Annotated in this window: 9 protein-coding genes; 4 read left to right on the forward strand and 5 right to left on the reverse strand. The window is 57.2% G+C overall.

Annotation, left to right across the window (positions count from 1 at the left end; genetic code table 11):
* Positions 1-175 precede the first annotated feature (175 nt).
* The 4 genes from IVA74_RS02540 (at position 176) to IVA74_RS02550 (ending at position 6,878) form a co-directional block, all read left to right on the forward strand.
* On the forward strand, positions 176-1,174 hold the full coding sequence (locus IVA74_RS02540) for an ABC transporter substrate-binding protein (protein WP_247339549.1): 999 nt from the start codon (positions 176-178) through the stop codon (positions 1,172-1,174).
* Between the two features lie 10 nt (positions 1,175-1,184).
* The gene (locus tag IVA74_RS40900) at positions 1,185-1,319 is read left to right on the forward strand and encodes a hypothetical protein (RefSeq protein WP_256467606.1); all 135 of its coding nucleotides are present in this window, start codon (positions 1,185-1,187) and stop codon (positions 1,317-1,319) included.
* Between the two features lie 206 nt (positions 1,320-1,525).
* Positions 1,526-3,310 (forward strand): adenylate/guanylate cyclase domain-containing protein, encoded by a 1,785-nt coding sequence (locus IVA74_RS02545; RefSeq protein ID WP_247339551.1) that lies wholly within the window; start codon positions 1,526-1,528, stop codon positions 3,308-3,310.
* A 247-nt stretch (positions 3,311-3,557) separates the two neighbouring features.
* Positions 3,558-6,878, forward strand: coding sequence for an adenylate/guanylate cyclase domain-containing protein (locus tag IVA74_RS02550; protein WP_247339553.1), 3,321 nt, complete (start codon positions 3,558-3,560; stop codon positions 6,876-6,878).
* 126 nt (positions 6,879-7,004) lie between these two features.
* On the opposite strand, the gene IVA74_RS02555 is transcribed toward IVA74_RS02550, so the two are convergent.
* From IVA74_RS02555 to IVA74_RS02575, 5 genes are all read right to left on the reverse strand, one after another.
* Entirely contained in the window at positions 7,005-7,184 is a 180-nt protein-coding gene (locus IVA74_RS02555; RefSeq protein ID WP_247339555.1) for a hypothetical protein, read from the reverse strand.
* A gap of 143 nt (positions 7,185-7,327) precedes the next feature.
* Positions 7,328-7,645, reverse strand: coding sequence for a hypothetical protein (locus IVA74_RS02560; protein ID WP_247339557.1), 318 nt, complete (start codon positions 7,643-7,645; stop codon positions 7,328-7,330).
* Positions 7,646-7,815: 170 nt separating this feature from the next.
* Entirely contained in the window at positions 7,816-8,031 is a 216-nt protein-coding gene (locus IVA74_RS02565; protein ID WP_247339559.1) for a dodecin domain-containing protein, read from the reverse strand.
* A gap of 1,201 nt (positions 8,032-9,232) precedes the next feature.
* Entirely contained in the window at positions 9,233-9,427 is a 195-nt protein-coding gene (locus IVA74_RS02570; protein ID WP_247339562.1) for a hypothetical protein, read from the reverse strand.
* 368 nt (positions 9,428-9,795) lie between these two features.
* Positions 9,796-12,513, reverse strand: a complete 2,718-nt coding sequence (locus tag IVA74_RS02575) for a PriCT-2 domain-containing protein (RefSeq protein ID WP_247339812.1) — start codon at positions 12,511-12,513, stop codon at positions 9,796-9,798.
* Positions 12,514-12,996: the final 483 nt, after the last annotated feature.

Raw genomic sequence — 12,996 nt, forward strand, 5'->3', positions numbered from 1 at the left:
GCTTAGCGGACTGAATATGCTCGCGTTGAGTTTTTCGCCTTTGAACCCGCACCGCACATCGCGCGGCTGGCAGGCGTACTCGAGATTCTGTGGCAGAGGTCATGGCCGGCCGGCCCCAATGTGTTAGTTTGGGGCGAGTGATAGGTTGTCTCTAGGCTTTGCGGAGGCATCAGACATGAAGCGGCGCGAGTTCATAACGGCACTCGGCGGCGCTGCGGTGTGGCCGCTGGCGGCTCAAGCGCAGCAATCTAAAAAGATTTACCGCATTGGATATCTGACGGCTAATCTGAGCAGCTATCCTTGGGTAAACGGCTTCGTTCGCGAATTAAGTGATCGCGGCTATTCAGAGGGCAACAATCTCACCATCGAATGGCGGGAGGCAAAAGGACATTCGGAACTTCTGCCCGGGATGGCTGCCGATCTCGTCCGGCAGAATGTCGACGTGATCGTGGCTGTGGGAAATTACCCCGGACTTTTGGTGCAGAAGATTACTGCGACAATTCCCATTGTCGTGCTCTCGAGCCGCGGCGGCGTTGAAACCAAATTATACTCGTCTCTTTCACATCCTGGCGGGAACCTTACGGGTATCGACAATCTCTCGCCTGCTCGCGATGTCAAACGTGTCGAGTTCTTGAAAGAAATTGTTCCAAAACTATCGCGGTTGGCAGTTCTTTACAATCCGCTTCCCTCCTACGCCAGCAATCATCTCAACAGTATTTCTTCGGGATTTGAAAAATTGGAAATTGAAGCGCAGCCGTTTGAAGTTCGTTCACCGCCGGAATTTGAGGTCGCGTTTGCTTCAATCCTGCGCAAAAGGCAGGATACGATGATTGATGCGATGACTACCGTCACCGATCCGATGTTCGTCTTTGATCGCAAGAGGATTGTCGACTTCGGAATAGAAAACAAAATTCCGAACGCGCATGAATATCGAGAATGGGTGCGGAGCGGCGGACTGCTTGCCTTTGGTCCGACAATTGATGGAATATGGCGTCGGGGCGCATATTTCGTTCAGAAGATCCTCAACGGCGCAAAGCCAAGTGATTTGCCCGTCGAAGGGCCGAGCGAATTCCATCTTGCGATCAACCTCAAAGCTGCCAAAGATATGGGCCTATCTGTTCCTCAGCATTTGGTCGCGAGGGCTGACGAGTTGATTAAAGCGGACGTGCGCTAAGCGCTCAGCGATGTCCGCTAATGACCACCCATTGCAGACCTCCGGGTTGAGGATCGGGAGCATTCCGATGTTCTCGAAGGTCAAGGCGCTCGGCATCGATCTCCCTGCGACGCTGCTCGGCCGCGCCAACGAGGTGATTGAATAACGATCTTCTGCGCTGCACGAGTCTGCAGTTGGCCCATCGCTACCGTTGGGGCGGGGCTGCTACATGTCGGCTCAGAGGGGTAGACCGGAAGTTTGCAGTGGAGTGCTAGACCGACGCTTTTGACCCCGAAACAGACATTGGGCCTATCGGACATCGGCCCACTTTTCTGCTAAACTGGCCCTTGGTTTTCCAGGCCGAGGTGCGTCTTGAGCAACGAGCGCGTGGAACGGCGACTGGCAGCGGTGCTGGCGGCGGATGTTGCGGGATATAGTCGGCTGATGGGGGCCGACGAAGAAGAGACGCTGGTCCGGCTAAAGGCTGTAAGGAAGGCCATCATTGATCCCACCCTAGTCTCCCATCGAGGCCACATGGTCAAGACCACCGGTGATGGCATGCTGATCGAGTTTGCCAGCGCCGTCGATGCGGTGCGCGGTGCAGTTGAAATCCAGCGGAGTGTGGCTGAGCAGAATGCCGGCGTGCCGCCGGATCAAAAAATCGAATTCCGGATCGGCATCCATGTCGGTGATGTCATTTTCGATGACAACGACATTTTCGGTGATGGCGTCAACATTGCCGCCCGCCTTGAGAGCATCGCCGAACCGGGCGGGGTCTGCATGTCTGATGATGCCTATCGACAGGTCCGGGGCAAAGTTGAAATTGCCTGTGATGACATGGGACAGCAGTCCCTCAAAAATATTGCTGAGCCAATGCGGGCGTGGCGGGTCCGGCCGTCTGGTCGGACCCCTTCCGCAGTAAAATCAGGTTCGGCTGTGGGCCAGCCTCCGGCACTCTCGCATCCCGACAAGCCCTCCATCGCAGTGCTGTCGTTCCAAAACATGAGCGGCGATCCCGAGCAGGAATATTTCGCTGACGGGCTTACAGAAGATATCATAACCGAACTGGCCCATACCAGCACGATGTCGGTCATCGCCCGCCACTCGACGTTTGTCTACAAGGGCAAGGCGGTCGACGTGAAGCGGGTTGGACACGACCTGGGTACCAGGTACGTGCTTGAGGGCAGCGTCCGGCGCATGAACCAGCGTGTTCGTGTCACCGCGCAGCTAGTCGAGGCCGCAACGGGGCGTCACCTTTGGGCCGAGAAATACGACCGCGATCTCGCCGACATCTTTGAAATACAGGACGAAATCACGCGCAGCGTCGTGGGCTCGACCCAATGTCAGGTTGTCTTTAGCGAAGGGGTTCTGGCTGAACGAAGCGAGAGACCGGATTTTCGCACCTGGGATCTCGCCAAGCGCGGATGGAAGGAAATTTACGGGCTGACGTCGGAAAGCATCGCAGCAGCGCGCGAGATCGCGAGCGAAGTCACGCGCATCGATCCATCATTTGCAAAGGGTCATCAGCTTCTTGCTGCCGCGACATATCATTTGGCGCTGATGGGTTTTTCCAGCAATTCACGGGAAATGCTTGAGGCAGCTTTGCAGTCAGTCCAGAAAGCGATCCGGCTCGATGATGCCGACGAATATTCGCATTGGATGCTGGGCGGTATCCTGGGTCAGGGTTTTGGGTACCATGACAAGGCCATCGCGGCCTATCGCCGAGCCCTCGAGCTCAATCCAAATTTTTTGATTGCTTTTGGCAGTCTCGGCACCGTGCTTGCCCTCGCTGGACGGGTAGAAGAGAGTATCCGAAATTCTGAGACATGCATCAGGCTGAACCCGCGCGAACCTGGCAATTTTTTCCGCTTCTCTGGGCTTGCGCTGGCATATTTTGTTGCTCAGGACTACGTGAAATCTCGCGAGTGGTCCGAAAAAGCCGTGCAACGTAAGCCAGACTGGTGGCAAGGCCATGCCCTTCTTGCCGTCAGCTGTGCACTGCTAGGCGAGCAAGATGACGCGCGCGCGGCCATTGGTGATTGGCTTCTCGCGATCCCGGGTGCCACCGTGAGCAATTTACCACCAATACCTTTCAGAAATACAACGGACGCGGAGCGTTTCCGAGACGGCCTTCGCAGGGCGGGTCTCCCCGAATGACGCAATGATCACCGACAGCTGGAATTGTGAAAGTCCGCTCACGGCCCATCGCTACCGTTGGGGCGGTGCTGCTACATGTCGGCTCAGAGGGGTAGACCGGAAGTTTGCAGTGGAGTGCTAGACCGACGCTTTTGGACCCTGACCGGAAATGCAACGTCGCGGCGGGTGCTGGAATAAGTCGGCGCGCGTGGTAGACTTTCGGTCCTATCGGTCCAGAGTGGGTAACACAAAATCCGGAGGGGCCGCGATGCAGCAAATTGCCCACTGGCTCCAAAAGCTCGGAATGTCCGAGTACGCGCAGCGTTTTGCTGAAAACGGGATTGGTTTCGCAGCACTTCGCCATCTGACCGATCAGGATCTTAAGGACATCGGCGTGCTGCTCGGGCATCGGCGCATAATGCTTGCGGCTATCCAGGAGCTTGGGAGCCCTGCCGTAGCTCAACGCGTTACGGCCGAGTTGACGCCCCAAGATGCCGCCGAACGTCGCCAAGTCACTGTGATGTTCTCGGACCTTGTGGGTTCAACAGCACTTTCAGCACGCATGGACCCTGAAGACCTACGCGAGATCATTTCCGCGTATCAGAAGTGCGTCACCGACATCGTGCGGCGGTTCGGCGGCTTTGTTGCGAAGTATATGGGCGATGGGGTACTGGTGTATTTCGGGTATCCGCAGGCGCACGAAGACGATGCGGAACGGGCCGTCCGGGCGGGGCTGGAGTTGGTGGCTGGCGTAGGTGCTCTGAAGATCCGTGCGCCCCTGCAGACGCGTATCGGCATCGCAACGGGACTGGTGGTTGTCGGCGACCTCATCGGGTCCGGCGCTTCTCAGGAGCACGCCATAATCGGTGAAACGCCAAACCTTGCGGCACGTTTGCAGGGCATTGCTGAGCCGAACAGCGTCGTCATTGCGGAGAGTACTCGGAAGCTGTTGGGCAATCTGTTCGAGCTTGAAGAACTTGGGCCGAAAGAGCTCAAAGGTATCTCAGGCGCCGTAGGGGCATGGGCTGCGTTGCGGCCGGCTTCAGTCGAAAGCCGCTTCGAGGCCTTGCACGCGAACGGATTGACCGAGCTTGTTGGGCGCGACGAAGAACTCGAACTCCTGTTGCGACGCTGGTCCAAGGCAAAGAGTGGTGAAGGCCAAGTAGTGCTGCTCTCCGGCGAGGCTGGTATTGGCAAATCGCGGCTTACGGCGGCGCTGCTGGAAAGCATCGCTAACGAGCCGCATACCCGATTGCGCTATTTCTGCTCGCCGCAGCATACCGACAGCGCTTTTTATCCGATCATCGGCCAGATGGAACGGGCCGCACGATTTGCGCATGACGACGCGCTGGAAACGAAGCTGGACAAGCTCGATACAGTATTGGCACAGACTTCAACCTCTTTGGAGGATATGGCGCTATTCGCCGACATGCTGTCGCTGCCAAAAGACGGACGCTACGCGGCGCTCGACATACCCTTCGAACAGCACCGCCAGCGGACATTTGAAGCGCTCGGGTCACAGGTGGAGGCATTGTCGCGCTCCACACCTGTGCTAATGATCGTCGAGGATGCACATTGGACCGATCCCACGAGTCAGGAAGCTTTCAGCGGGGTCGTTGACCGGCTTCGGACCTACCGTGTGCTGTTGATTGTGACGTTCCGTCCAGAGTTCGAACCGCACTGGATCGGGCGGCACTACGTCACTGCTCTCACCCTCAATCGGCTGGCGCAGCGCCAAATCGAGACGGTGATTGATCACATTGTGGGCAACCAGCTTATTTCGGCGAGCGTGCGGCAGGACATCATTGAGCGCACGGACGGGATTCCCCTTTTTGTGGAGGAGATGACGAAGGCGGTGCTGGAGACCAAGAGCGAGGGCGAAGCGCGGCGAACTACAAGCAATATTCCGTCACCTGCGTCGGCGGTCCCCGCAAGCCTGCACGCCTCGCTTATGGCGAGGCTCGACCAGCTCGGGCCCGCCAAGGAGGTGGCCCAGATCGGTTCCGCGATCGGGCGAGAGTTCTCTCACACCCTGCTTTTTTCCGTTGCGAGCAAGCCGGAGCCAGAGTTGGCATCCGCCTTAGACCGTCTGATCTCCGCTGGCTTGTTGTTCCGACAAGGTGTGCCTCCGTATTCCAGCTATCTATTCAAGCACGCGCTGGTGCAGGACGCTGCCTATGGCACGCTGCTGCGCCCAAGACGGCAAGAGTTGCATGCACGAGTTGCCACCACGTTGGAGCAGCATTTCGCAGATCTGGTCGATCGCCAGCCAGAGATACTGGCCCATCATTTGACGGGTGCCGGACAGGCGGAACGAGCCTCTGATCAATGGCTAAAAGCGGGCCAGTTTGCAGCTTCCCGCTCCGCGTATGCCGAGGCGGTCAGTCATTTCGATCGTGGTCTGTTCCTGCTGCCATCTCTCTTGGATGCGCAGCGCGATCAGCAAGAGATCAAGCTGCAACTCGCTAAAGGCGTGTCTCTTAGTAACGCCAACGGCTTCTCCTCAGCCGAAGCAGCAAAAGCGCACGCTCGTGCGCTCGAGCTTTCCGATAAGATAGGGGACATCGATTCTCAGTTCACCGCGATATGGGGGTTGTGGACTTTCCGACGTACGTCGGATTGGAATGCGGCGCGCCAGCTTTCAGATAGGCTCCTGAGCCTGGTCGAAAAGAGTAATAATGTCGGCCTTCGGCTCGAAGCTCATCATACGGGTTGGACAACACATTTCTTCTGCGGCGAGCTCGCTCCGGCGCAGGAGCATTGCGATAAGGGCCGAACCCTTTATGAGTTCGAGCAGCACCGGACGCATGCACACATCTACGGCCACGACCCTGGAGTCTGTGCAGGAACGCTAGGTGCCTGGAGCGCCTGGCTGCTCGGCTACCCTGACACGGCGCTCGCTCGCGTGAATGACGCGTTGGAGCTTGCGAAACGGGTGAACCATCCCTTCAGCCTTGCTATGGCGCGTCTGCATGCGTCGATATTGCACCAGTTCCGGCGTGACTCAGCTTCGGTGCTGCAGTGCATTGAGAGCGCAGAGACCCTAGCGGCTGAGAAGCGCATTGCCTTGCCGCTCGATCCACAAGTTCTCCGCGGCTGGGCGTTGTTGGCACCGGAGAGGATTGAGGCGGCGATTGCCTCCTACCGCGCCGCGCTTGCTGATCCGGCGAAGCGAGGCACGATCCAGTACGCTCCCTATAGCTTTGCGCTCTTTTGCGAAGTGCTTTGTCACACAGGAAACCACCCCGGCGGAGCCGAAGCCCTGACGGGTGCTGCTGCCATTGCGGAACAAAGCGGCGAGCACTGGTGGGATGCGGAAATCTCTCGGCTGCGAGGGTTGGTGGCATTATCTCGAGGCCAGCTCGGAGGGAGCAAATGGCTGCTGAAGTCCCTACAAACCGCTCGGCAACAACGGGCGAAATCACTTGAGCTCCGGGCAGCGACGAGCCTTGCCCGCTTATGGCGCGATGAGGGCAAAGGCACCGCGGCACGTGATCTGCTGGCTCCGGTTTACGGCTGGTTCACTGAAGGGTTCGACACGCTCGATTTGAAAGAGGCCAAGGCGTTGCTCGACGACTTGGCCTCGTGAGCCAGTCGAATGGTCTAACGACTTCCGAGCTTGGCCCCTCTTGAAAGTCCGACAACATCCGCTTTCGCGCCGCTATTTGGGGACAAGCGGACATTGGTTCACGCGGTTAATTTATGAGTACGCGCCCTAGTCTTCGTCCGGCTCGCGTACGACTGCGGGTTCGTCGGCGTCATCCTCCTCTTCGCCGTCCTCCTCGTCTTCTTCGTCTTCATCAGGATCTCGGGGCGGCATCACGGCGCCCATAGCCGCGAGCGACGTCCAGACGATCGCGGTAGTGAGAAATGTTTCGAAGGTGTGTTGCTTCATGTTGTTGTTACTCCTCAAAAAGCCCGCGCAACGAATATTTCTGACGGACGACATCCGTCTGTCCAGAGTGCGATCGCCCCAACGCGACGGCGATCGGATCGACTTCAGCTGCAGGGGGTGGCACCCCACGGAACCGGCGGGGTTTACGAATACTCTATGCCCAAGGACGCATCAGGTTCGATATTCACCAATACTTCGCCAGTCGTGATTTCGGGATCTCCAAGATCGAGGTCATGCAGACTTGCCTGAACAAACTCCAGTATCTTAGCGTTTGCTGCATTTGCGCTTTCGCGGTCCTCGAATATCATCACGGCGACACCAACGCCATCGCCCCCATCCAGCAGGTAGTAAAATCTGAATCCTTGCGATTGCCTTAGGATCTGACCGATGCCGCTCTTGGCGCGGCGAGCAGCGTCTGCAACCGAACGAACCTTGGTGTACTTGCGAATGACTATGTACATGAGGTCACCACGCGCTACGGTTCCCGCTCCACTCACCAAAGCATAGCGGGTCCCAGTTGGACCAGGGCCCTACTTCCAGGATGCGTCACAAACGGCGGCCGGGGCCAGCGCGACACGCTGTTCTCCAGTGCGCCAACCTCGCCCCGCAAAGCGGGGCGAGGTGCCGAGGCTCAGGAATCCTCGAACTTGAACGATACGTTGAGCTTGGCGCGATAGGCCTCTACTTTTCCCTTCGCATCCAATTGCATATCGAGCTTGACGACCTCTGCAATGCGAAGATCTCGGAGAGATTTCGCAGCTAACTCGACCGCATTAGCGGCCGCCTTCTCCCATGAGTCGCTGCTGGTACCGATCAGTTCAATGACCTTGTAGACGCTATCAGGCATGTCGTCCTCCTGTTCGGTATGAAGCAGGAAGCAGGCGCTCCCTGCCGTTGTGAAATCTAGCATCAGGATGATACGACGCGATACGATCTCGGATGCTCGCCCTAGCCGATAAGGAACAAGCTGCATTTGGAGGTGGCGCCTTTTGACCCCGCGGCGGGCTCAAACTCGGAGCGATACACACCAGAAAAGTCTTCATGGTATTTCTCCATCTTCATCGCTTCTGATTTATCTGAAACGATAAATGCACCAGCGACCGTTTATGAGTTTGTTCCGGCAGCTACGCTTGATTTCAATTCCACCTTGAACGATAGACGATCAGGCCCTCAGAATCCGTGCCCGAAATGCAACTCTTGGTTTCTAAAACGTGCGGCCTGTAGGGCAAGCCTTCTGACCTTCTAGAGCACGTGCGAAGACTTGAATGAGTTCCGGAAGTGGCCCATCTGCGACATTGATCGAGCCCAAAAGAATGTCCGCTATCCAAAGCAAAGAAGACGTGCCGATTTGAAGGCAGGTTGATGAAGCGTCAAACATAAACGCTGGTTTACGTTTTAAGCGCATGTCTCAGCGCGCGGACCTAGAGGTCGAACGTGATGGCCTACGAAGCTCAACTTCCGCAGGTCGAGGCCTAACGCGCCAAAGGGCTTTATCGCCTGCGGATACTTTAATAACACCTTAGCCAGGGAAGCTATGGGGAGCTGTCAGGCGCCGCCGAAAGAAGTCAAAGGCCCCCTTTTGCACGACCTCGAAGCCGCGTTTTCAAGCTCAAGCCGAATAACCTCGACGAACGAGACCCGTGCGGGTGTGGCAGCACCTGAGCTTTCCTCTTTTGCCGCCTTAGGCGATGGTCGATCGACGATGTGACTTAATGCCATTCAGTTTCATCGTTGATATCGCGGGCCGACAGATGCCCATCGCTATTGTTTTACGCTCCGCGGGCCCTTTTCGTCGTTTTAGGCTCTCCTGGACGCCGTGGGGCACCGCAGCGGATCTGGTGTTTGCTTTGCCCAGTCGTCCAAGACAGTAGGGGCTATTCCCGGCGCCGACGACATCGCGTATCGTAACTCGCGTGCTGTGCCAGAGTGACAATCTGAGCCGAGGCCTGCACCCACTCCTCCAGGTTTCATCGGGCCACATCTGTAGGCAAGAAACCCCTAATCATATTACTGGCTAACACATTACCTTCAGAGATATTTTTCTATCCCTATCGGGTGCCGTCCTGCGCTCCGTTCTTTCCCTCATAATTCTTCACGCTTTCAGGGGGAACCAGAGAAATATTGCTTAGGACTATGCGCAGCGAATATTTCTCTTCATCCATACCACCAAATTCGATGGTTGATGTGCGCGCACGCCCATCAAAGGCCCTGTTGCTGATGTTGCATATTTCAACTGCATTCACGTCGAGCAGACAAATCTCGCGCTGCCTGTTTCGGATCGCATCTCTTTGATAAGAGAAATAAAAAGCTAGTATGGCTCACGCACCAATGAGGGCACGATCGGCGCTTATTACCGCCGATAGGCGTAGGGCTACACAATGCGCTTAGGCGTTATCTCGGGCGAGGGAACGTCTCGGGCTCGGGCGCCTTCCATTGATGCAACGGAACACTGATTGCTGTTAGCAGCGATAGCGGGCGCCAGAGGGGGTGGGGCATTGACCCACGCTACTTTGCTCAGTCTCTATATGAAGTGAAAAAAGGAAATATCACTCACTTTGCTTTTTTTTCTCTCTCCATAGAGAATAACCGCTTTTAGCGTGGGCAGCGTGGGTCAGCCAAAGTCGAGAAGGCGCCCGTTTCTGATTGCGATATCTCGGTCATCCGCCTCCCGGAAGTCCACGTCAAGCTTATAAACTTCTTGGAGCATGCCCGTTGCGTCGCGCAATCGGCGGCCGAAGATGTGCAGTCCGCCCGGCCATCGTTCGTCCGACGTGGGGCCATCGTCTTCGAAGTCGTGAAGCTTTTCGAGCGCGGCGTTCAGCGATTTAGCGGTGCCAGTCCACGACTCCTTATCCGCCATGAACTCGATTAGGGTCCGTGCGACCGGCGAGCGCATTAGCAGTTTCGACTTTGCGACCGCGCGCATGCCCATGAAGACCCGCTGAAACGTTCCCTGTCGCCACAGGTAGGGTTCGCATGCCGTCAGCCATCGTTCGAAGTCGGCCAGTCGGGTTGCTGCGCCCGTCTCGGCGACCAAAGGCAATTTGCGCAATCCGTGCGCAACCATGTTGAACAGGCCGGACAGCACGACCGGCAACGCGTCGTTGAACTCCCGCTTGACCATTGCCTCGGTCTTCTTCGTCGTGATCTTCCGGAGTGATACCATCAACGCACGGTCTAGAAGGTCGTTGCGTCTCAGCATGTCCGAATGCAGCCCATTGAGCATGATGGGGTTGCGTGCCTTCATCAGGAACTCTTCGGCGTCGGTGAAAAGCTCTCGCTTCGACAAACCGCCCCCCGTCGCCAGCCGGCAAAGCGCGTCGGAAAACCAAGGCGGGATGCGTGACAGGTTGTCGTAAAGCTGGACATACGCCGATTGCGCCGCCACGAACAAATCTAGTTCGCTCGACGGCATCGAACGAGACGGCGCGAACGACGGGTCAATGACGGATCGAATCAGGTCACAGGTGGTTGACTTGGCTGTCCCCGCGCCGCCATCGATGGTGAGAATCGGATAAGGTCCGTTGGTGAAGCACGATAGCAGCCAGCAAACCGCAAGCACGAACCCGGAGTCCTCAATGCTTGGCACGTTACCATCTGCCTTGATGGTCAGAATGCTGCGCAAGATGCTTAGGTCGCCTTCTTGTAAATCCGCCGGAATCGGCAATGGTTGCATCCCGGCGCTACGCGTGAAGCGAAAAGACTTCGGCAACTGGCTCGACGAGTTGACTTCCCAGCCGTTGGCGGTGATTTTCACGAACTGCCGTGCGTCGTTGCACAGATCGATGTAAACGGCGTTGCTGATGGGCGCGATGCGCCTGAAGCTTGGAATGACCGGCGCGCCTTCGTGCTTGCACGATGCGATCAGGACTCGCTTCAGATCTCTCAACACCGGATCGGACGCGGTCATGCCACGTAGTGAGTAAAGACGATAAGCAAGCCACTCATCGAACTCTTTGCTCGCAACCGACATGCACTTAACGACACCGTCTGTCGTGACTTGGGCGAACACGCTGCCGTCAGACTGCATCGACAGGTCGGCTTCAGTGCCGACGATCCGCTGTAGCAGGCTCATCGGGGTTTCGGCCGCTTTCTTGGCGGACTTCTTCGGTCGTGCGCGGCGGACCTCCATAGAGAGGGCCGTAAGTTGTTTGAATCCAATTCCCCTGAGTTTCTGGAGCCACGTGTGCAGCTCCTCAGGCGTTAGCTGCGCGAGGGCAGTTAACGCAGACTCTTCAAACGGGGCAGCCGGATTCGTCTTCGCGCGCCGCAAGATACCGTCGAGCGAGCTACTATCGCCATTTAGCCAAGCGTCTGGATCTCCTTCGCCGTTAGGCATATCCGGATCGTCGCTGAAGTCGTCATCGACCGAGCCGGCCAAAACTGGGATCAGGTTGCGTTTGCCCGCCATGCTCAAGAGTTTGAACAAATGCAAGTGGGTCACCGGGTCTTCGTGACCAATGCCGAAGGACTGCCACTTCAAGTCCAGCTCTTCGTCGTTGAAGAACTCTTCGTCGGCTGCGGACCAGTTACGCCAAACGTCGTCACCCATGCCGTCCGTGGCGTAGTGCACGGCCATGCCGATAGTGAGCCAGGATTCATAATCGCGGAAGTCCTCCGGGTCGAGGCCGGATAGCATCCGCGCAACCTGTTCGTTGGTCAGGATTCCCGCGCTCGGATGCTCGGTGCGATGCCGCTTGGGACGGGTAAGGAACGCGAGCACATTGGGCGGAAGTTCAGGCAGGCCTTCTTCCACGTCAGGATGCGTCTCGTCCCATTCGTACATCCGGCCGGTCGTCGGATGAAGCGATCCCGGCGATACAAGCTGACGGCCGACGCACACGGGCTCAAGGCCGGGGAAGCCGTCGTCGGCGAGGCTCTTCTTCAGCTTCACCCCCTTCGGGATTCTGAAGAGTAGATGGCCACCAGCGCCCGTGCCGCCGCCGCTGATAGCCCGCGGATACTTGGAAGGATCGAAGCTTGGGAAACGCTTACACAGCTTCTTGAGCGACTTGAGCCCGCCGGAGCGCTCGTCCACATCAAGCCCGCCAACGCCATCGGCAATGCGGTAACCCATATTTTGGAAGTTTGCATAGCAATCGGCGATCACCGTCTTTGAGTCATAGTGCATCCGGGGCCAATTCGCATCAACTGGCGCCTTGCCCATTTCACGCACCTTGCCAATTCGCTTGTCAGTGCGTGTCGCGAACGGATGGTGCAGGGTGATGGGCGAAAAGCCTGCCGCCACCGTTTTCTGAAATTGTTCGAAGGTGTCAGCTTGGAATTTCTTCGGTTTGGTTGCTTTGCCATTATGGACAGCGTTGGTCATACTCACGGCGTCACTCCACTTGTCAGTATCTAGCGTCTCGCGCGCTGTGCATTCGTGCGGAGAGGTTTCTGTTCGCGATAGGCAGTACACACTGCCGGATTGGGTACGAGGCGTTTTCATATCGCGCGGCGATCTTGATAATCGCGAAATGCGTCGGCGGTGATGCGTCGCGAGCGACCGGCCTTAAAGCTCTTAAGAGCGCCAGATTTGAGAATGAGCCAGAACGTAGACATTGCCACGCCGAGCGCTTCTGCGACTTGTTCGGGCGTATGGCAAATTTGGCCGGGTGGAATCGGCGCGATTCGAGGTTGCTTGAGTTTGGGAGGCTTACGCATAACAAGACCCACGCGCCTCAAGGGCGTCGCTTGAGTTCGCGATGGAATTTGTCCACCCAATGAGAGGGGCGGCCATCCGCGACGGTCTCGCTGTGGGCTTATTTCAGCCCCGGCTTTCGTCTCTTCAGGGCGGCCCGTAGCCGCGCCC

The organism is Bradyrhizobium sp. 132 (genome assembly GCF_023074185.1).
Taxonomy (GTDB): Bacteria; Pseudomonadota; Alphaproteobacteria; order Rhizobiales; family Xanthobacteraceae; genus Bradyrhizobium.

Excerpts from the sequence above, each read along its gene's own strand:
- IVA74_RS02540 (WP_247339549.1), top strand. The coding sequence starts at position 176 with ATGAAGCGGCGCGAGTTCATAACGGCACTCGGCGGCGCTGCGGTGTGG.
- IVA74_RS40900 (WP_256467606.1), top strand. The coding sequence starts at position 1,185 with ATGTCCGCTAATGACCACCCATTGCAGACCTCCGGGTTGAGGATCGGG.
- IVA74_RS02550 (WP_247339553.1), top strand. The coding sequence starts at position 3,558 with ATGCAGCAAATTGCCCACTGGCTCCAAAAGCTCGGAATGTCCGAGTAC.
- IVA74_RS02555 (WP_247339555.1), bottom strand. The coding sequence starts at position 7,184 with ATGAAGCAACACACCTTCGAAACATTTCTCACTACCGCGATCGTCTGG.
- IVA74_RS02560 (WP_247339557.1), bottom strand. The coding sequence starts at position 7,645 with ATGTACATAGTCATTCGCAAGTACACCAAGGTTCGTTCGGTTGCAGAC.
- IVA74_RS02565 (WP_247339559.1), bottom strand. The coding sequence starts at position 8,031 with ATGCCTGATAGCGTCTACAAGGTCATTGAACTGATCGGTACCAGCAGC.
- IVA74_RS02575 (WP_247339812.1), bottom strand. The coding sequence starts at position 12,513 with ATGACCAACGCTGTCCATAATGGCAAAGCAACCAAACCGAAGAAATTC.